Origin of the sequence: Shinella sp. M31 (assembly GCF_049199205.1) — a bacterium.
GTDB lineage: Bacteria > Pseudomonadota > Alphaproteobacteria > Rhizobiales > Rhizobiaceae > Shinella.
In genome coordinates, this window is record NZ_JBLZPH010000071.1 from 1 (window position 1) to 17,854 (window position 17,854).

Here is a 17,854-nt window from a genome sequence, read left to right on the forward strand (position 1 = left end):
GGTCTTGCCGAAGGGCTTCGCGGGCTTGAGGAAACGCGCCGCGTCGACCTGGAAGTCTGGATGGACGGTCTGGGACTGGATGCGGTCATCTTCCCGGCCGTTGCCGATATCGGCCCGGCGGATGCCGATGTGAACCCCGCCTCGGCCGATCTCGCCTGGCAGAACGGCACCTGGGTGGCGAACGGCAATCTGGCGATCCGCCATCTCGGCATTCCCACGGTGACCGTGCCGATGGGGATGCTGGCCGATATCGGCATGCCGGCCGGCCTGACCTTCGCCGGCCGCGCCTGGGACGACACGACCCTTCTCGCCTATGCCTGCGCCTTCGAAAAGACCGGCACGTACCGCGAGGCACCGACGCGAACGCCGGAGCTTCAAGACCTCTCAGCAGCCGCAGCAACGGACCCGACCGATGCCGCCGAGCTTCGGCTGTCGCTGTCGCTGGCACCCATCGGGCATGGCCGCCAGCGGCTTTCGATACAGGTGCAGAGCCCGACGCCGCTCTCGTGGCTGACGGTGAACGGCCAGCCGGTCGCGTTCCGGCAGGAGGGCACAGAGGTCAGCGCAAGCCTTGATCTGGACGAGAACACCCATGTTCACAGCGAATGGCGTGCACCCTACGGGCATATCGTCATCGCCTGCGCCAGGGGCCACGCCGCCTTCGCCAGCATCGGCGGCACGGTCTGACCGGCGCGGTTACACTGTCACGAACCGGCCCGACAGGAGAATGGCGACCGCCGCCAGTGCGGCGACGATCAGCACGATCTGGTTCAGCCGCTGCTCGATGAAAAGCGCGACGGTCTCACCGTAGCGGCGCACCAGATAGGCGAAGAGGAAAAAGCGCGCTCCACGGGTCACCGCGGCGCACAGGATGAAGACCGGCAGCGCCATGTGCACCGCGCCCGACAGGATCGTCACGACCTTGATCGGCGGCAGATGCGCAATCCCCGAGGTGATCATCAGGAGCAGGATCCAGCGGTCGTTGATCGACGCTTTCAAATGCTCGAATTCGGCGAGCTTGCCATAGAAGGACAGGATCGGCTTTGCGACGGTTTCATAGGCGAAATAGCCGATCGCCCAACCCGCGATGCCGCCCAGCACCGAGGCCACCGTCGCGATTGCGGCATATCGATAGGCCTTCTTCGGCTGCGTCAGCACCATCGGCAACAGCAGCACATCGGCCGGCACGAGGAAAATCGAGCTTTCGACGAAGGCGATCACGGCAAGCCAGATCTGCGCCGTCGGGCGGGCGGAAAGGGACAGAACCCACTTGTACAATCGTCGCAGCATTGGCGGTCTGCTGTTCTCTTTCAATGCGATTCAAGGAGAGCGGCTGTGCGGAGACGCCCGGAGCACCCGCCTCCGCATAGCCCACATTCGCGCTATTGTCGCTAGCATCGTCCAAATTTACGTTTCCGCTCTTCCACTTCGCATGTCTGCTATTGGATGCAGGCTTTGCCCACCGGCGTAGCGGGATCGCAGGCGAGAACGTTCTGCAGTTCGAAAATGTAGAAACGCGGGCGCTCGCTGCAATCCACCGTGCGCGATTTGCCCGTGCGCAGATTGCGCACCGTCACGCCGGCGGAACCGGCAGCCCCCTCGGCAGAATCGGCATCCGGCCAGCTTTCCGTAAAGACCGTGTAGCTGAAGCCCGCGGATTTGAAGCGGACTGATTGCGTATAGACACCCTTGTGAGTGTAAACAGCACCGAAGAACCGACCGAGCGATCCGGCCGCCTTGTCCGGAAATTCCAGCTCCACCACATCGTCCCGGCCCTCCGGCGTCTGGGACCCAAAACGGTATTGAAGCGCGGACGGCACACCGCCCGGCTCGCCCGAGGCGCACAATTCGATGAACTTACCTCTGCCATCCGCCTCACAGCTGAAGATCGGCTGCGCATCCGTCTCACAGGCATGAGCAAGGCTGCCGGAAAACAGAAGTCCGGCGAACAGCGCCATCGGCAGCGTGCCGGATTTCACGGGATATCGAAACGGTTCCGGCAAAAAGATGGTCACCAACGCCGCCCTCCTCAAGCAACTTTCAAAACGCGGCCGGACGACGCCCTTCACCCGGCACCGCATTTGTCAGGTGAAGCTGCGGCCGGGTTGTGAAACGGTCGTCCAGCCGTTGCGCGTTCTCGCACTACGGGCGGTGAAAGCGGTTTATTCTTCCCTTCCCTGCAAGTCGTTCCGGTGGTCAGCTGTTGTCATCCTCCGCCGTCTCGACGTCCTTGAGAAGCCGGAAGGCAAAGCCTCTGGCCTTGAGTTCGAGAATGCCCTTCGCGACGCCCTCCCCCGACATACGGTTCGGCTGGTTGATATGCGCGATGATGACATCGCCGTCCCGTGCCCGGCCGATGGTCCTTGCCGCCTTGGAGGCGGAGGCCGTGGCGCCCGCGTCGCCGCTCAGCGAATAGCCCGCGATGCGGAAACCGAGCGACTTGATCAGCGCCAGCGCATCCGGGCTGTAGAGCGCCGTCGCACCGCGGAACCAGCCTGCCTGCACGCCGAGATCCGTGACGATCGCTCCGGCTCCGCCCTCGACCTCCGCCGCAACGGCCGCCAGCGTCCCGGCCGGCTTGATGCCGTACACCGCCTTGCTGCCCAGCACCGCCGGCACATGCTCGGCACCGTGATCCTCGATCTCGAAAAGCTCAGGATGCGCGGCCAGCAACCTGATGGTCGGGCCGTTGCGGGCAAGCCAGCGGCGGGTCACGAACAGCGTTGCAGGGATCCTGTTGTCGATGAGGGTGTCCAATATCCGCCTGTCGATGCCGCCGCTGCAAGCGTCGAAGGTGAGCGCGACCTGCGGATGCTCCGGTCCGCCCTTGGCGATGGTCAGCCGCGGCTCGTGCAGCGGCTTGGCCACGGCCGGAGAGACGAGTGCAAGCAAGACGACGATGAATCCGAAGCGCATATGCATTTTCCCGGGCGCATCCCCGTGTCGGAAGAACGCTGCCGGGAGAGCCTATCGCCGCTGTATGCCCGGCCCGGTACAAAATTATGTCCTTTTACGGTGCCGGGCGTGATGCGACATGGAAAGAACGGTATGCGCCTGCCTGTTGCTTAGACACTCTGAATCGAGCCCACCCGCCGAACGCGGGTGGGCTCTCTAACATGCGGTGCCGTTCTAGGCTCCGTATTGGTCGTGCAGCCGCACCCAGCTCATGATGCCGCCCACCTCATTGCGCCCCTTCGGTGTCAGGTCGAGCCAGTTGAATGCTCCCATCAGAAGCTCCGTCCCGCGATGATAGGTCGAGTAGCTGTGGAAGATGGCGCCGTCCTCGTCCTTTACGAAGACGCTGAGGCCGAACATGTCGGCGCTGCGCTGGATCGTCGTCAGGCCGTAATTGTAGAGCGCCCGACCGGCCTCCCGGTCCTCCTGCGTGAAGGAGACGCCGAAATCATAGCTGAAATCGCCGTCGCCGGCGGAGACCCAGGGGAAGGTCCAGCCCATCCGCGCCTTCACGGCCCCGATACGCTCGACGGGTGCGCGGGACACGGCGGCGAAGGAGAGGTCGGCATGCTCGAAATGCTGCCGCGCCGCATCGGCATGATCGGCCGTATAGGAGCACCCCGGGCAAAGGTGATCGGATCCCGGCGTCAGCATGAAATGATAGATGGCGAGCTGGCTGCGCTCGCCGAACAGCGCGTCGAGCGTGACCGGCCCGTCCGCCCCCTGGAAAACGTACTCCTTCTCGATCCGCACCCAGGGGAGCCGGCGGCGCTCGGCGCGCAGCTCGTCGAGCGCATGCGTCATGGCGCGTTCCTTGTCGAACAGCGCCTTGCGCGCATCCAGCCATTCGGCGCGGGAAACAATCTCGTGTTGCATCGTCTTTCTCCTTGGTTGGGACGTCAGCGGCGCCGGGCGAATTTCAGCCAGGGCGCCAGGTGGAAGAGAGCCATCAGCAGGTACATCGTCGTCATGCTGCCGAGCGGCGAGAGATCGGGGCCGGAGCCGCAGATCGAAGACTGATCTCCGTCAAGCAGCGAAACCGCCGCCATGAAGGCGAAGGTCGGCGCTGCCGCGAAGCCGAGCCAGTGAAAACCGTCGCCTGTCGTGTCTGCCGTCGGGGTCATCGTCCTGCTCCGAATGATCGATCCGGGGACAGGCTAGCGGCACCCGCCCGGCAGGTGAGAGTTACAAGTGTGACGGGATTGTCTTGATGTGTCCGGGGACGCCGCCGGAGGCTGACAATCGATACAATTGTTCGATTGCGAACGCCCTTGCGCTCTCATATCTCTGCGTCACCGATATCGTGACCGGGAGGACGCCCTTGGCCCTGACGCAAAACCTCATCCGCCGCCTGGAAAACCGCGACCTCTTCGCGGCGATTGCCGATCCGGCCTGGCTCGGCCTGCCCGAGGGCGGCGCGACCTTCGAGGTGTTCAATCCCGCCACCGGCGAGCTGCTCGCGGAAATCCCGGATATGGGCGTCGCCGAGACGCGGGCCGCCATCGAGCGCGCCACCGAGGCGCAGACGGAATGGGCCGCCCGCACGGCCCGCGAACGCTCCGACACGCTCTGGCGCTGGCACCAGCTGATCGTGCGCCACACCGACGATCTCGCCGCCATCCTGACCGCCGAGATGGGAAAGCCGCTCGCCGAGGCAAAATCCGAGGTATCGCACGCCGCCGCCTATCTGCAATGGTATGCCGAAGAGGCGAACCGCATCTACGGCGAGACCATTCCCGCCCCCTCGCGCGACCGGCGCATGATCGTCATCAAGCAGCCGATCGGCGTCGTCGGTGCCATCACGCCGTGGAACTTCCCGGCCTCGATGGTCGCCCGCAAGATTTCGCCCGCACTTGCCGCCGGCTGCACGGTCGTGCTGAAACCGGCGGAACAGACGCCGCTGGTGGCGGGCGCGATGTTCGCGCTGGCGGAAAAGGCCGGCTTTCCGCCCGGTGTCGTCAACCTGATCTATGCCTCGGAGGGCGATGCCGTCGGCCGCGAACTCTGCACTCATCCGCAGGTGCGCAAGATCAGCTTCACCGGCTCGACGGAAGTCGGCCGTCTTCTGATGCGCCAATGTTCCGACCAGGTGAAGAAGCTCAGCCTGGAACTCGGCGGCAACGCCCCCTTCATCGTCTTCGACGATGCCGATGTCGATGCGGCCGTCGACGGCGCCATCCAGGCGAAATTCCGCAATGCCGGCCAGACCTGCGTTTCGGCAAACCGCCTCTATGTGCAGGCGGGCGTCCACGACGAATTCGCCGAAAAGTTCACCGCCCGCGTCCGGACGCTCTCCGTCGGCGACGGTTTCGATCCCGATGTCGCGATCGGCCCGCTGATCGATACGCGCGCACTTGCCAAGATCGAGGCGCATGTCGCCGACGCGGTCGAACGCGGCGGCAGCGTGCATTGCGGCGGAAAGCGGATCACGGGTGCCGGCACGTTCTTCGCACCGACCGTGCTAACCGGCATCGCCCGCGACATGCGCATCGCGCAGGAAGAGACGTTCGGGCCGCTCGCCCCCATCATCCGCTTCACGGATGCCGACCAGGTGGTGCGCGAGGCCAACGACACGATCTACGGCCTCGCCGCCTATTTCTACGCCTCCAATCTCAGCCGCGTCTGGCGGGTGGCGGAAGCGCTGGAATACGGCATGGTCGGCATCAATACGGGGCGCATGTCTTCCGAGGCCGCGCCTTTCGGCGGCGTCAAGCAATCCGGCATGGGCCGCGAGGGCTCCCGCCACGGGCTGGAGGACTATCTGGAGATGAAATATCTCTGCATGGGCGGCATCTGACGGTCACAGGCTGGTGGTGATGCCGCCATCGACATAGAGCGTGTGGCCGTTCACGAAGGAGGATGCATCGCTCGACAGGAACACGGCCGCGCCGATCAGCTCCTCGACATTGCCCCAGCGGCCGGCCGGCGTGCGCTTTTCCAGCCAGGCGGAAAAATCCGGGTCGTCGACCAGCGCCTGATTGAGCGGCGTTTTGAAATATCCCGGCGCGATGGCGTTGATCTGCAATCCGTGTTTCGCCCAGTCGGCGCACATGCCGCGGGTCAGGTTCTTCACGGCGCCCTTCGTTGCGGTGTAAGGCGCGATGCCCGGCCTTGCCAGTTCGCTCTGGACGGAAGCGACATTGACGATCTTGCCGCGGCCTCGCGCGATCATGCGGCGGGCGACCGGCTGGCTGACGAAGAAGACGCTCGATATATTGGTCGTCAAAAGCTGCTCCCAGCGCTCGACGGGAAAATCCTCGAGCGGCGTGCGAAACTGCATGCCGGCATTGTTGACCAGGATATCGATCGGCCCGACCTCGTTTTCGATCCGCTCGATTTCCGGCGTAATCGCCGCGGGATCGGTGACGTCGAATGTCGCAGCGTGGGCCGGGTAGGCCTTGTCGCGAAGGGTGGCCGCAGCCGCCTGCACCGCTGACGCATTCCTGCCGTTGAGAACGACGGTTGCTCCCTGCCGCGCCAGACCTTCGGCAAGGGCAAAGCCGATGCCCTGGCTCGAACCGGTGACGAGGGCGACCCGCCCGGCGAGGGAAAACAAGGTGTTGCTGCTCATGGCCTGCTCCGGAAACATCCCGAGAAAACCGATCCTCGGGAGATCCATCGTGGTACCCGATCTGCGGCGTGAACGCGAGGATCGGAAGCGGAGCGGCACTCATCATGCGCCAGTGCAGGGCGGGGAGGTTGGGCGGCTCCGCGCGAAACCGTACGAAGTCCGGCGCGCTGGACGTAGCGGCATCGTCCTAATGATCGCAGCTGCGGCGGGTTGCAGCATTTCGAGATGTTGGAAGGGGCGCCTTAGCCGGAGACGGAGTGGTAGCGGCCGTCCTGATAGAGCAGCGAATGGCCGGTGCCGAGACGGATCGACAGAACCTTGCCGATGACGATTACATGGCTGTGTCGCTCGATGGCCTCCTCGACGGTGCAATCGATCGCGGCCACGGCATCGACGAGCAGCGGGGCGCCGCTGAGTGCCGTGACCCATTCTGCGCCACGATAGCGATCCGGACCGCGCAGGCCGCCGCGGCCGGCGAACTGATTGGCGATGGTCTCGTGGTCGGCGCCGACGATGTTGATGCCGAAATGGCCGTAGCGCTCGACGACGGGCCAGGTGGAGGAGCTGCGATTGAGCGAGACCAGCATGCGCGCCGGCTCGACGGAGAGCGCCGTCGCCGACGTGACCGTGGCGCCGGTACGGGCTTCACCCTCACCCGCCGTGATGATGCTGACGCCGCCGCCAAGCGTCCGCAAGGCCGCCTTCAGGCGGTCGGCATCGGCCGGGTGGTCGAGCAAGGTCGTGTTGTGGGTATTGAAATGCGTGTTCTCCGCATGAGCATTCATCGGTCCCGCTCCACTGCAATCGTCTGATGCGCATAGGGATAACAAACGAAAACGAGGGGTAGCAGGCACGCCTTTCTTAAATTGAGTGTTTTTATAGAAAATATGAATTTCAACAAGGCCAAGTCCGGTATGTCGTCTTCGCGCGCAGCGAGCCAGTGATGGCCGCCGCCGCCTCTTTAACGACTTCGGAAGGCTCATATTCATCTTTCCCGCATTGTGCCGACGGGTAAACAGGCAGCCGCGGTTCGCGCCCAGCTGTCGCCGTATTCCGCTGCTTGATGGCGCCTTTCGACAGAAAGGATACGTTTTGCTTCCCATTCGCCACACCGCTGCCGTTGCAGCCACCGTTCTCGCTCTCCTCGCCGCCGGCTGCCAGAAGGAGAAGGAGCCCGAAGCCGCTGCCGCCGTCGAGTCCGGCATCTGCAAGCGCGAAGCGGCCGACGCCCTCGTCGGCAAGGACAAGATTTCCGATGCCGAAGCGATGAAGCTGACGGGTGCGACGATCGTGCGCCAGATCAAGCCCGGCGACGGCGTGACGATGGACCTGCGGCAGGAACGCGTGACCATCGAGACCGACCCGGCGACCGGAAAAATCACCCGCGCCCTGTGCGGCTGATCGAAACACCGTTTCGACGGTTTCGAAGGGGGGGATCCAGATGGAATCCTCCCCTTTTTCATGCGCGTCTGTTCGCATTCCGCATTTTGAGCCGTCGAGCCCACCGGTGGGTACCGTCCTCATCGACGGAAAGCTCCTGACGGAAGGCGGCGCCGGCTAGTCAGAGAAGCAGACCGGTCGTTACTGTTCGACGAGATTCTTCTGCGTGAACAGCTGGACGAGGTCGACCGCCTCATGAGGCTTGGTGTCCAGCTGGAGGTGGCTTTCGATGTGCCGCAGGTGAAGCGTCATCATCCAGGCCGCCTTTTCGGCGTCTCGCGCATGGAAAGCGTGAACGATGGACGCGTGGTCGTCGTCGCGACAGCTGTTCAGGCCCGGCGCACCGAAGAGACCGATGATGAGGGAGGTGCGCGTCACGAGTTCCTTCATCGTGCGGATCAGGATCGCATTGCCGGCGATCTGTGCAAGCATGGTATGGAACTGGCCGGAGAGACGGATCGCGTCGTGCCGGTGTCGCTCCTTGTGCGCGACATATTCCATTTCGAGGAGCCGGTTCAGTTCCGCGATGTCGTCCTCGCCGGCGCGCTGGACGGCAAGGCGCGTTATGTTCGGCTCCAGCGCAAGACGCGCCTCGAAGACTTCGCGCGCCTGATCGGGCGTCGGCGAGGCGACGAAGGCGCCGCGATTGGCGTGAAGCTCGACCACCTCGCGGCTGGCCAGCAGCAGAAGCGAACGGCGGATCCGCATGCGTCCGACGCCGAAAGCCTCGCATAAAGCGGATTCGGATAACTTGGTTCCCGGCGGCAGTCGCTGCTCAACCACGGCTTCGAAGATGCGTTCGACGATATCGCTTTCGTCGATTTCCTCCGCCTCGACCGGATTTTCCCGCCCCAAATCAACCACCGCATCACCTCGACATGCGCACTCTACTGCACTTGGTTTTTAAATAGAGCCGATTTCATCAACCAACAAGCCGCTATTTCGTCGATGAAACAGTTCCGTGTTGTGCACGACGACTTGACAGGATTGTTAACAATGCATTGAATGCTCTGGCCAAGGCCTGACGTGGCCGCCCTCGCGGCCCGCTCGCCACATAGAAAATAAATCAATGGCCCAGAGGAAGAACAACATGCAAAAGCGTACATTCCTGAAGTTTTCCGCCCTCGCCGCAGCGACCGTCCTGTCTCTGCCGCTGATGGCCTATGCCGAGAACGCCAAGCTGAAAATCGGCTTCGTCGGCGTTACCTCCGGCCCGGCCGCGGCCTGGGGTATTTCCAACCAGCGCTCGATGGAGGCGCGTGCCGCCTGGCTCAACGAACTTGGCGGCGTGAAGATCGGCGACAAGACCTACGACATCGAGATCGTGCCGTTCGACGACCAGAAGGACCCGAAGCGCGCCATCGCCGGCATGGAAAAGATGGCGCAGGACGGCGTGCACTATGTCGTCGGTCCGAATGTCGACGACGGCGCGGCAGCGGTGCGCCCGGTCGCCGAGCACAATGGCATCATGTACTTCCCCTACGCTTTTCCGAAAGAGCTTTTCACCGCACCGGCATCCAACGCGATCCTCGGCATGGTGGCGAACTACCAGTCTGGCCCGGCCATCTACAAATATCTCAAGGAAAACAAGGGCGTGAAGAAGGTGGCTTTCGTTGCCGCCAACGAATCCGACCCGCTGAGCCAGCGTGAATCCGGCATTGCGGCCGCCGAGGCGCTCGGCCTTGAAGTGGTGTCCGGCAACGTGACCTACCAGGTAGACACGACCGACTTCACGCCGGTGCTGCTGCCCGTCATCCAGGCGTCGCCCGACCTGCTCGTTCTCTCGGGCGTTTCCCCGGCCAATGCGCCGCAGCTCATCCGGTCGGCCCGCGAACTCGGCTATACCGGCTTCATTTCCACGGAAACGGGACAGGACGCGACCGTTCTGCAGGAAGGTGCAGGCGAACTTGCCGAAGGCTTCATCTCGGTCGGTGGCGCGTCCACGCCGGAACTCGCCAGCGACACGATGAAGGAATTCGTCGACCGCTACACGAAGATGTTCGGCGAGTATAATGACGAGTCCAACACCAAGGTCTACGCGCTCGAATACATCATCGAGACGCTGAAAGCGAACCCGGCCGCCATCGACAATGTCGAGGAGTACAAGAAGACCATGGACACGTTCGAAGCGCCGAACCCCTTCATGAAAGGCGACGCCAAGCTGCGTTATGTCGGCATGACCTCCTTCGGCCAGAAGCGTCAGGTCTCCGTGCCGCTCGTCGTGAATGAATTCAAGGGCGGCAAGTTCGAGACGATGTTCGTCGGCCAGGTCGACTGATCGGAGCCTAGGCACTGATGAGACAGGGGATCCGGACGACGCCGCGTCGTTCGGCCGGATCCCTCTTGCCTGAACGTCCTTCCATTGGAGGCTCACGATGGAACAGATAATTGCCAACGGTCTCTATCTCGGGGCGCAATATGCGTTGATCGCCCTCGGACTGACCCTGATCTTCTCGCTGATGAACGTGCTGAACTTCGCCCACGGGCAGATGTACGTCTTCGGCGGCTTCGTCACCTATACGGTCGTCGTCCAGCTCGGCCTGCCCTTCATCGTCGGCCTCTTCGCGTCGGCGGTGGTGCTCGCGATCATGGGGGCAGCCATCGAGAAATTCCTGTTCGCGCCGGTCGTGCGCCGTTCCAAGCGCGATGAATCGACCATGCTGCTGGCAGCCGGCGTCGCCTTCTTTCTCGATGCCGTCATCCTGCTGTTCTTCGGCGAAAAGCAGCGCGGCGTGCCGAAGGTCGTCAACGGCGTACTCAACCTCGATATGCGCATCATCATGCCCTATGACCGCATCCTGATCGGCGTGCTCGCCATCCTGCTGATCGTGGTCTTCATCGGCTTCATGAACTATTCCAAGACCGGCCGCGCCATGCGGGCGCTCGCCCAGGACAAGATGGCCGCGCAGCTGATGGGCGTGAACGTCGCCCGCTACTCGATGATCGGCTTTGCGCTCGGCGCGATGCTCGCCGGCCTCGTCGGCGGCCTCCTCGTCACCATCACCGGCGTCAATCTCGGCATGGGCGGCCCGACCTCGGTCAAGGCCTTCCTGATGATCATGATCGGTGGCGCAGGTGTCATTTCCGGCGCGATCGCCGGCGGCTTCATCCTCGGCATGATGGAGAGCGTCGGCCTGACGGTGCTCTCGGCCTATGGCGACATCACCTATCTCGTCATCTTCGCCACGCTGATGGTTTTCCTCGCCGTCCGCCCGCAGGGGCTGATGGGCAAGCCGTGGGGTTAAGGTCATGAACACGAAAAGACTTCTCGGCTTCGCAGCCTTTCTCCTCACCGTCTTTGTTCTCGTCCCGCTGTTCATCAACGCGACCGGACGCTGGGACTTCTACTACACGCTGACCTCCGTCGCCCTGCTCTCCGTGGGTGCCGCCGGCGTCTGGCTCACCTTCTATATCGGCCGCATCAATATCGGCCAGGGCGCCTACGCGCTGGTCGGCGGCTACGTTTCGACGATCCTTGTCACGAAGGCCGGCGTCTCCTTCTGGTGGACATTGCCACTGGCAGGCCTGTTCTGCGCCTTCATCTCCGTGCTGATCGGCCTGCCGATCCTCAGACTGCGCGGCGTCTACTTCGCCATGGTCACGCTGGTTCTGACGGAAGTCGCCCGCCTGTCCGCCCTCGCCTTGCCGATCACCAACGGCGCCAAGGGCATCACCTCGATCCCGCAGCCGGGCGAACTCTCGCTTTTCGGCCTGACGATCATCCCGGACTTCGCCACGCTCTCCAATCCGCGCGTCGGCTTTTATGTCATGGCCGTGGTGCTGATGATCCTCACCTATCTCGTGCTCTGGCGCATCGTGAATTCGCGGCTCGGCCATCTCTGCCGCAGCCTCCAGCAGAATGAGGAACTGTCGGCCTCGATCGGCGTCAACACCGCTTATCTCCGCCTGCTCGCCTATGCGATTTCCTCGTTCTTCGGCGGTATCGCCGGAGCCATGTTCGCCGCCATCGCCCAGTCGATCTATCCGTCGTCCTTCGTGGTCGCCGACAGCGTGAACTTCATGCTCTACTGCTTCCTCGGCGGCCTCGGGTACGTCTTCGGCCCGATGCTCGGCACGCTGCTGCTCTATTTCGGCTGGGACCTGCTGTCGATCGCCAAGGAATACCAGCTGCTCATCTATTCCGGCGTCATGATCCTGCTCATGCTGGTTCTGCCGAACGGTGTCCTCAGCCTTCTCGACAAGAAGGAGGGCCGGGCATGACCCCGATCCTGCAGATCAAGAACATCACCAAGCGCTATGGCGGCCTGACGGCGGTGAACGACGTCACCTTCGACGTCAACAAAGGGGAAATCCTCTCGGTGATCGGCCCGAACGGGGCGGGAAAATCGACGCTGTTCAAGCTGATCTCCTCCTTCGTGCCGGCGACATCGGGCGAAGTGCTGTTCAACGGCACGCGCATTTCGAGCCTCGCGCCGCACAAGGTCGCGCAGATGGGCGTGGTGCGCACCTTCCAGGAAACGACGATCTTCCGCTCCATGACGGTGCGTGAAAACATCATCGTCTCCCACCACCTTCGCTCGAAGGCGAGCCTCCTAGGCTTCTTCATCGGCACCAGGCAGGCCAAGGAGGACGAGGCGGCGTTCGCCAAGTCGGCCGACGACATCGTCGATTTCCTGGGGCTTCAGGCGATCCGCAACGAGCTCGCCTCCAACCTGCCGCAGGGGCACCTGCGCGCGCTCGGCATGGCCATCGGCCTTGCCACCGATCCGAAGGTCATCCTGCTCGATGAGCCCTTCGCCGGCATGAACCACGACGAGACGATGAAGATGGTCAGGCTCGTCCGCCGCCTTCGCGACGAGCGTGGCGTCACTGTTCTTCTCGTCGAGCACGACATGCCCGCCGTGATGAAGATCAGCGACCGGATCGTGTGCATCAACTTCGGCCAGAAGATCGCCGAGGGCACGCCCAAGGAAATCCGCGAGAACGAGAAGGTGATCGAAGCCTATCTCGGCTCCGAAGATGCGGCGATCGGGATGTAAGCCATGACCAAGATATTGAGCGTTGAGAATATCGAACTCTATTACGACCACATCTATGCGCTGAAGGGCGTGTCGATCGATGTCGACGAAGGCGAAACCGTCGCGCTGATCGGCGCGAACGGGGCAGGCAAATCCTCGATCCTGCGGGCGATCACCGGGCTTCGTTCCGTCAAGTCGGGCCAGATCTTCTACCAGGGGCAGAAGCTGAACGGCACGCCGGCGGCCGAAATCGTGCGCCGCGGCATCTCCATGGTGCCGGAGGGACGGCGCGCTTTCCCGCTGATGTCCGTCAAGGACAATCTGCTGATGGGCGCCTTCACGCGCACCGACAAGGCGGAGATCGAGCAGACGCTGGAAAACGTGCTGACGCGCTTTCCCCGCCTGCGCGAGCGCTACCACCAGCAGGCCAGCACCATGTCGGGTGGCGAGCAGCAGATGATGGTGATCGGCCGCGCGCTGATGGCCCGTCCGAAGCTCCTGCTTCTGGACGAACCGTCGCTCGGCATCGCGCCCAAACTGGTGCAGGACATCGCCCGCGCCATCGTCGCCATCAGCCGTGACGAGAAGGTCTCCATCCTCCTCGTCGAGCAGAACAGCCGCATGGCGCTCTCCATCTCGAACCGCGCCTATGCGCTCTCCACCGGGTCGATCGCGCTGTCAGGCAATTCGAAAGAGCTGATGAACGACGACCGCATCAAGGCTGCCTACCTCGGAGGCGAACTCTGACATGAAAATCCTCGTCATCAACCCCAACACGACCGCCTCGATGACGGATCATATCGGGAAGGCGGCGCGCGCCGCCGCCTCTCCCGGCACCGACATCACCGCCGTCAACCCGGCACACGGCCCGGTCTCCATCGAAGGCTATTTCGACGAGGCGATGAGCCTTGCGGGACTGCTCGACACGATCCGCCGCAACCCCGATTGCGACGCCGTCGTCATCGCCTGTTTCGACGATACCGGCCTCGACGCTGCCCGCTGCCTCACCGACAAGCCGGTCATCGGCATCGGCGAAGCCGCCTACCATTTCGCCTCGATGATCGCCAACAAGTTCTCCGTCGTCACGACGCTTGCCCGTTCCGTGCCGGCGCTGGAACACAACCTTGCGCGCTATGGCCTCGACGCCCGCTGCGCCCGCGTGCGCTCATCCGAGGTCGCCGTGCTGGAACTGGAACAACCGGGCTCCAATGCCCGTCAGAAGATCAGCGCGGAAATCGGCGTCGCCGTCGCGGAGGATCGCGCCGAAGCCATCGTGCTCGGCTGCGCCGGCATGGCGAGCCTCGCGGCCGATCTTGCTGCCGAACACGGCCTGCCTGTGCTCGACGGCGTCTCCTGCGCGGTGAAGATGGCCGAAGCCATGGCCGGTCTCAACATGCGCACCTCCCGCCTCGGCGGCTACGCCCCGCCGCCCGCCAGCAAGCTGGAGCGGATATTCGGAGCCTGAAGGCGGCTTCACGGGTGCGTGCCCTGGATGAAACATAGGCTGCAATTATAGTATTGTTCATACGCTTGGTCGGCTTATTCACCATGGACATAGCCGGCCTGCGCATGCAATTTGCGGGCGTATTTTCGGGACGGGAGATTGCCGCATGGCGCCGAAAGCAGCCAATTCCAGCCGGGGGCGCTCGCCGGCTGTCCATCGCGCCCTGAAGCGCGCGATCCTCGATCAGGCGCTACTTCCCGGCGCGAAGCTTCCGGAAGACCTGCTCGGCGAACGCCTCGGGGTGAGCCGCACGCTCGTGCGCGAAGCCCTGGTGCGCCTCAGCGAAGAAGGCCTGGTAGACCTCACCCCCAACAAGGGCGCGACGGTCGCGCGGCCGACGCTGGAGGAAGGGTTGAACCTTTTCATCACGCGCATGGCCCTTGAACGCCTCGTCGTGGAATCGCTTTCCGGCAAGCTGACAAAGGCGCAGATCGAAACGCTGACCGCGCATATCGCAGCGGAAGAGGCCGCCAAGCCTGAGCATGCCGTGTCGATCCGCCTTGCCGGCGAATTCCACACGATCCTCGCCCAGATGACCGAGAATGCCAGCCTGATCCGCTATGTGAACGAGACCGTCGCCCGCAGCTCCCTCATCCTGGCACTCTACGGACGGCCGCATTCGTCGGATTGCGCCGTCTCGGAGCATCAGGAAATTCTCGGCCATCTCATCGCCGGCGAGACGGATGCCGCCTCCAAGCTGATGATGCACCATCTCGACGCGATCTCGACTCGCGCCCTCCTCCCCCGCGACAGCGACCGTGACATGAAGGACGTGCTCTCGGACTATGCCGTTGCGGAAGGCCTGCTCTGACCCGCATGTTCTCGTCGCGCCATCGCGCCGCCCCAAAAGACGACGTTGGAGCCTTCTGTGCCGGATGAAGCCGATATTCTCTTGAGAGAACGCATGACGATCCGCGGTGCGCTTGACGCGGACAGTTTCCTGCCGTGGATCCGCCGCCATGCCGCCAAGCTCGGCCTTTCCCAGGAAATCGTCCATAGTGGTCCAGACCGCATCGAAGTCGACCTTGCCGGCGCGCCGGAGCTCATCGATATGATGGAGGTTGGCTGCCTGCTCGGCCCGATTAACGTATGGGTTGAAACCATCGATCGCAGGCGCGTCAGCAATGCCGGTGGATAGTCGCAAAAGCCGTTATTCTGGTATTTGATCAACTTGCCAATGCGGAACTGTTTGTGCAAACGTAGAAGGGATCTTTCGCCTTCTGCAAAATCAAGCGGTTGAAGTCACTTGGAAAATATCCTCATGCCTGCGGAGCCGACGGGCTCTTGGGTTCCGGTCGCCCTTTCTTCGGATCTTCCGGCTGCAACCGTGCTGCCGGCGCGCATTCCCGCCGGCGCACTTGCTCTCTGGCGCAGCCAGTCCGGCCGTGTCGCCGCCTCTGCGGACCGATGTCCGCACCGCGGGATGAGCCTTTCGCACGGCTTCGTGCGCGGCGAGACGCTCTCCTGCATCTATCACGGCTGGAGCTACGGGCAGGCCGGGAACTGTCTGCGCATCCCCGCCCATCCCGGACTGACGCCGCCTGACGCGATCCGCACCGTCACCCACCCGGTGACGGAGGCCGATGGCGTGGTCTGGGTCGCCGTCGGCGAACCCGCTGCCGCGCCGCCGGGCCTCGCCGGCCTTGTGCCCTTGCGCTCGCTCACCGCCTTCGCCGACATCGCCGCCGTCGAGGCCGCCGCCGGCTCCAAGACGACGGCCGAAGGGCTGCTGGACGCCGGAGATATTCGCCTCCTGCTGTCGTCCACCCGAGGTGGCGAAACCCTTATCCATGTGCTGGTCTCGGCCGATGCCGGCCCTGCCGACCGTATCGCGGCGGTCCGCGCTGCCGAAGCGCTCCGTCGCGGGGCCGAAGATATCCAGAAGAAGGGAGCTGCCTGATGGCCGTGGGGCCCATGCTCGATGAATGGTACCCGGTCGGCATTTTCGGCCAACTCGACGAGGCCGGCCGCAAGACCATGCTGATGGGCGAACCGATCATGGTCGCACGCGATGGAAACGGTGATGCCAAAGTGACCGATAGCGCCGGTCGTAGCCTGCCGGTGCGCGTGCGCTACGGCCATGTCTGGACCTCGCTCGGCGATCCCAAGAAGGAACTGTTCGCCATTCCTGAGGCCGACCAGCCAGGCCGCCGCTTCGTGGATGTCGGCGTGGTGCGCGTGCGCTGCTCGCCGCTGCGCGCCGTCGAGAATTTTTTGGACATCGCCCATTTCCCCTTCGTGCACACCGATATTCTCGGCGCCGAGCCGCATACGGAAGTGCAGGCCTACAAGGTCGAGATCCGCGAGGATGTCGATGAGGTCTGGGCCACGCAGGTCGAGTTCTACCAGCCGCAGGCCGCGAAATCGGCGAGCGGCGGCATCACCACGCAATATATGTATCGCGTGGCCGGGCCGACCTCCACCGTACTCTACAAGACCTGCCCGCCGCGGCCGAGCGAATGGGACGTCATCACGCTTTTCGTGCAGCCGCTCGCGGAAGATCTCTGCGATGTCTGGCCATGGATGGCACTGTTCGACGACGACACGCCGATGACCGATCTCATCCATTTCCAGCAGACGATCTTCCTGCAGGACCGCTCGATCCTGGAAAACCAGGTGCCGCGCCTCCTGCCGCTCGATCCGGGCATGGAAATGCCGACGCGCGCGGACCTGACCTCCGTCGCCTACCGGCGCTGGCTGAAGCGTCACAACTATACCTATGGCGCGCAGCTGGTGGCGCAATGATGAAGCTTTACGACTACATTCTCTCGCCGAGCTGCTACAAGGTGCGCCTGATGGCGGCGCTGACGGACACCAAGCTCGACCTGCGCGCCGTGGATTTCCATCCCGGCCTCGAACATCGCGGCCCGGAACTCCTGGCGCTCAACCCGGCCGGCTCCATCCCCATCCTTGAAGACGGCGACGTGCTCCTGACCGAGTCCTCGGCCATGCTCGTCTATCTCGCGGCGAAAGCCGCACCGGGCTGGCTTGCCGGCAGCGATGCGCAAGAAGCTGCCCGCGTGCAGCAATGGCTCTCCTTCTCCGGTCGGCTCACGGCAAGTCTCGGCGGTGCGCGTCTGCACGAAATGCTGCTACGGCCGGGCGATATCGGCGCCCTGCGGGCATCGGGCATCGCCGCCCTCCGCGAGCTAGAACTCGGCCTCGTCGAACAGGCGGAGCGCGGACGGAAATTTCTCGCGGCCGACCGGCCGACCGTGGCCGATATCGCCTGCTTCCCCTATGTGGCGCTTGCGCCCGACGGCGGCGTGCCGCTCGATCCCTATCCGGCAATCCGCCTCTGGTCGCGTCGGCTCCGCTCGCTCCCCGGCTTCATCGAAATGCCCGGCATCCACCGGCTGCACGAATTGAAGCCCGAGCCGCAGCTCGAAACGGGCGAGGCGTGAC

At 63.6% G+C, this 17,854-nt stretch carries 21 protein-coding genes and 1 pseudogene; 14 read left to right on the forward strand and 8 right to left on the reverse strand.

Going from position 1 to position 17,854, the window contains the following annotated elements; translation table 11 throughout:
• Window positions 1–687, forward strand: a pseudogene (locus ACOZKU_RS10620) (amidase); the annotation flags it as partial.
• A gap of 9 nt (window positions 688–696) precedes the next feature.
• Here the strand turns inward: ACOZKU_RS10620 and ACOZKU_RS10625 are convergent.
• The 5 genes from ACOZKU_RS10625 to ACOZKU_RS10645 form a co-directional block, all read right to left on the reverse strand.
• Window positions 697–1,290 (reverse strand): YqaA family protein, encoded by a 594-nt coding sequence (locus ACOZKU_RS10625; protein ID WP_314091703.1) that lies wholly within the window; start codon window positions 1,288–1,290, stop codon window positions 697–699.
• Window positions 1,291–1,439: 149 nt separating this feature from the next.
• Window positions 1,440–2,069, reverse strand: coding sequence for a hypothetical protein (locus ACOZKU_RS10630; RefSeq protein WP_421578839.1), 630 nt, complete (start codon window positions 2,067–2,069; stop codon window positions 1,440–1,442).
• Between the two features lie 127 nt (window positions 2,070–2,196).
• Window positions 2,197–2,916 (reverse strand): polysaccharide deacetylase family protein, encoded by a 720-nt coding sequence (locus tag ACOZKU_RS10635; protein WP_421578840.1) that lies wholly within the window; start codon window positions 2,914–2,916, stop codon window positions 2,197–2,199.
• 213 nt (window positions 2,917–3,129) lie between these two features.
• Window positions 3,130–3,831 (reverse strand): DUF899 domain-containing protein, encoded by a 702-nt coding sequence (locus tag ACOZKU_RS10640; protein ID WP_421578841.1) that lies wholly within the window; start codon window positions 3,829–3,831, stop codon window positions 3,130–3,132.
• 23 nt (window positions 3,832–3,854) lie between these two features.
• Window positions 3,855–4,079 (reverse strand): hypothetical protein, encoded by a 225-nt coding sequence (locus ACOZKU_RS10645; RefSeq protein ID WP_421578842.1) that lies wholly within the window; start codon window positions 4,077–4,079, stop codon window positions 3,855–3,857.
• A 197-nt stretch (window positions 4,080–4,276) separates the two neighbouring features.
• On the opposite strand from ACOZKU_RS10645, the gene ACOZKU_RS10650 reads away from it, so the two are divergent.
• Window positions 4,277–5,752: an NAD-dependent succinate-semialdehyde dehydrogenase gene (locus ACOZKU_RS10650; RefSeq protein WP_314091692.1), complete on the forward strand. Its 1,476-nt coding sequence runs from the start codon at window positions 4,277–4,279 to the stop codon at window positions 5,750–5,752.
• A gap of 3 nt (window positions 5,753–5,755) precedes the next feature.
• Here the strand turns inward: ACOZKU_RS10650 and ACOZKU_RS10655 are convergent, their stop codons facing one another.
• Together ACOZKU_RS10655 and ACOZKU_RS10660 are read right to left on the reverse strand one after the other, a co-directional pair.
• A complete protein-coding gene (locus ACOZKU_RS10655) occupies window positions 5,756–6,526 on the reverse strand; it encodes an SDR family oxidoreductase (RefSeq protein WP_421578843.1) in 771 nt (256 codons plus the stop codon).
• Window positions 6,527–6,768: 242 nt separating this feature from the next.
• The gene (locus ACOZKU_RS10660; protein WP_421578844.1) at window positions 6,769–7,311 is read right to left on the reverse strand and encodes a flavin reductase family protein; all 543 of its coding nucleotides are present in this window, start codon (window positions 7,309–7,311) and stop codon (window positions 6,769–6,771) included.
• A gap of 307 nt (window positions 7,312–7,618) precedes the next feature.
• Between ACOZKU_RS10660 and ACOZKU_RS10665 the strand changes: the two genes are divergently transcribed.
• Window positions 7,619–7,927, forward strand: a complete 309-nt coding sequence (locus ACOZKU_RS10665) for an I78 family peptidase inhibitor (RefSeq protein WP_421578845.1) — start codon at window positions 7,619–7,621, stop codon at window positions 7,925–7,927.
• 180 nt (window positions 7,928–8,107) lie between these two features.
• On the opposite strand, the gene ACOZKU_RS10670 is transcribed toward ACOZKU_RS10665, so the two are convergent.
• Window positions 8,108–8,830 carry a GntR family transcriptional regulator gene (locus ACOZKU_RS10670; RefSeq protein WP_421578846.1) on the reverse strand — a complete coding sequence of 241 codons (723 nt, stop codon included), beginning with the start codon at window positions 8,828–8,830 and terminating at the stop codon, window positions 8,108–8,110.
• Window positions 8,831–9,056: 226 nt separating this feature from the next.
• On the opposite strand from ACOZKU_RS10670, the gene ACOZKU_RS10675 reads away from it, so the two are divergent.
• The 11 genes from ACOZKU_RS10675 to ACOZKU_RS10725 all read left to right on the forward strand — a co-directional run bounded on the left by ACOZKU_RS10675 (window position 9,057) and on the right by ACOZKU_RS10725 (window position 17,853).
• A complete protein-coding gene (locus ACOZKU_RS10675) occupies window positions 9,057–10,244 on the forward strand; it encodes an ABC transporter substrate-binding protein (RefSeq protein WP_421578847.1) in 1,188 nt (395 codons plus the stop codon).
• A 97-nt stretch (window positions 10,245–10,341) separates the two neighbouring features.
• On the forward strand, window positions 10,342–11,211 hold the full coding sequence (locus ACOZKU_RS10680) for a branched-chain amino acid ABC transporter permease (protein WP_117369842.1): 870 nt from the start codon (window positions 10,342–10,344) through the stop codon (window positions 11,209–11,211).
• Window positions 11,212–11,215: 4 nt separating this feature from the next.
• The gene (locus ACOZKU_RS10685) at window positions 11,216–12,187 is read left to right on the forward strand and encodes a branched-chain amino acid ABC transporter permease (RefSeq protein ID WP_314091675.1); all 972 of its coding nucleotides are present in this window, start codon (window positions 11,216–11,218) and stop codon (window positions 12,185–12,187) included.
• Entirely contained in the window at window positions 12,184–12,966 is a 783-nt protein-coding gene (locus ACOZKU_RS10690) for an ABC transporter ATP-binding protein (protein WP_421578848.1), read from the forward strand. The genes ACOZKU_RS10685 and ACOZKU_RS10690 overlap by 4 nt, the downstream gene beginning before the upstream one ends.
• A gap of 3 nt (window positions 12,967–12,969) precedes the next feature.
• Window positions 12,970–13,692: an ABC transporter ATP-binding protein gene (locus ACOZKU_RS10695; protein ID WP_421578849.1), complete on the forward strand. Its 723-nt coding sequence runs from the start codon at window positions 12,970–12,972 to the stop codon at window positions 13,690–13,692.
• Window position 13,693: 1 nt separating this feature from the next.
• A complete protein-coding gene (locus tag ACOZKU_RS10700; RefSeq protein WP_421578850.1) occupies window positions 13,694–14,410 on the forward strand; it encodes an aspartate/glutamate racemase family protein in 717 nt (238 codons plus the stop codon).
• Between the two features lie 145 nt (window positions 14,411–14,555).
• The gene (locus ACOZKU_RS10705; RefSeq protein WP_314091656.1) at window positions 14,556–15,260 is read left to right on the forward strand and encodes a GntR family transcriptional regulator; all 705 of its coding nucleotides are present in this window, start codon (window positions 14,556–14,558) and stop codon (window positions 15,258–15,260) included.
• Window positions 15,261–15,353: 93 nt separating this feature from the next.
• Window positions 15,354–15,587 (forward strand): acylphosphatase, encoded by a 234-nt coding sequence (locus ACOZKU_RS10710; RefSeq protein ID WP_421578902.1) that lies wholly within the window; start codon window positions 15,354–15,356, stop codon window positions 15,585–15,587.
• A gap of 123 nt (window positions 15,588–15,710) precedes the next feature.
• Window positions 15,711–16,349 carry a Rieske 2Fe-2S domain-containing protein gene (locus ACOZKU_RS10715; RefSeq protein WP_421578851.1) on the forward strand — a complete coding sequence of 213 codons (639 nt, stop codon included), beginning with the start codon at window positions 15,711–15,713 and terminating at the stop codon, window positions 16,347–16,349.
• Complete coding sequence (locus ACOZKU_RS10720; RefSeq protein ID WP_421578852.1) at window positions 16,349–17,194, forward strand: aromatic ring-hydroxylating dioxygenase subunit alpha; 846 nt, start codon at window positions 16,349–16,351, stop codon at window positions 17,192–17,194. Before ACOZKU_RS10715 ends, ACOZKU_RS10720 begins: the two co-directional genes overlap by 1 nt.
• Window positions 17,194–17,853 (forward strand): glutathione S-transferase family protein, encoded by a 660-nt coding sequence (locus tag ACOZKU_RS10725; protein WP_421578903.1) that lies wholly within the window; start codon window positions 17,194–17,196, stop codon window positions 17,851–17,853. Before ACOZKU_RS10720 ends, ACOZKU_RS10725 begins: the two co-directional genes overlap by 1 nt.
• The last annotated feature ends 1 nt before the right edge of the window (window position 17,854 follow it).

Excerpts from the sequence above, each read along its gene's own strand:
- ACOZKU_RS10715 (WP_421578851.1), top strand. The coding sequence starts at position 15,711 with ATGCCTGCGGAGCCGACGGGCTCTTGGGTTCCGGTCGCCCTTTCTTCG.
- ACOZKU_RS10675 (WP_421578847.1), top strand. The coding sequence starts at position 9,057 with ATGCAAAAGCGTACATTCCTGAAGTTTTCCGCCCTCGCCGCAGCGACC.
- ACOZKU_RS10705 (WP_314091656.1), top strand. The coding sequence starts at position 14,556 with ATGGCGCCGAAAGCAGCCAATTCCAGCCGGGGGCGCTCGCCGGCTGTC.
- ACOZKU_RS10635 (WP_421578840.1), bottom strand. The coding sequence starts at position 2,916 with ATGCGCTTCGGATTCATCGTCGTCTTGCTTGCACTCGTCTCTCCGGCC.
- ACOZKU_RS10640 (WP_421578841.1), bottom strand. The coding sequence starts at position 3,831 with ATGCAACACGAGATTGTTTCCCGCGCCGAATGGCTGGATGCGCGCAAG.
- ACOZKU_RS10645 (WP_421578842.1), bottom strand. The coding sequence starts at position 4,079 with ATGACCCCGACGGCAGACACGACAGGCGACGGTTTTCACTGGCTCGGC.
- ACOZKU_RS10710 (WP_421578902.1), top strand. The coding sequence starts at position 15,354 with ATGACGATCCGCGGTGCGCTTGACGCGGACAGTTTCCTGCCGTGGATC.
- ACOZKU_RS10720 (WP_421578852.1), top strand. The coding sequence starts at position 16,349 with ATGGCCGTGGGGCCCATGCTCGATGAATGGTACCCGGTCGGCATTTTC.
- ACOZKU_RS10725 (WP_421578903.1), top strand. The coding sequence starts at position 17,194 with ATGAAGCTTTACGACTACATTCTCTCGCCGAGCTGCTACAAGGTGCGC.
- ACOZKU_RS10685 (WP_314091675.1), top strand. The coding sequence starts at position 11,216 with ATGAACACGAAAAGACTTCTCGGCTTCGCAGCCTTTCTCCTCACCGTC.
- ACOZKU_RS10700 (WP_421578850.1), top strand. The coding sequence starts at position 13,694 with ATGAAAATCCTCGTCATCAACCCCAACACGACCGCCTCGATGACGGAT.
- ACOZKU_RS10625 (WP_314091703.1), bottom strand. The coding sequence starts at position 1,290 with ATGCTGCGACGATTGTACAAGTGGGTTCTGTCCCTTTCCGCCCGCCCG.
- ACOZKU_RS10655 (WP_421578843.1), bottom strand. The coding sequence starts at position 6,526 with ATGAGCAGCAACACCTTGTTTTCCCTCGCCGGGCGGGTCGCCCTCGTC.
- ACOZKU_RS10690 (WP_421578848.1), top strand. The coding sequence starts at position 12,184 with ATGACCCCGATCCTGCAGATCAAGAACATCACCAAGCGCTATGGCGGC.
- ACOZKU_RS10660 (WP_421578844.1), bottom strand. The coding sequence starts at position 7,311 with ATGAATGCTCATGCGGAGAACACGCATTTCAATACCCACAACACGACC.
- ACOZKU_RS10695 (WP_421578849.1), top strand. The coding sequence starts at position 12,970 with ATGACCAAGATATTGAGCGTTGAGAATATCGAACTCTATTACGACCAC.
- ACOZKU_RS10680 (WP_117369842.1), top strand. The coding sequence starts at position 10,342 with ATGGAACAGATAATTGCCAACGGTCTCTATCTCGGGGCGCAATATGCG.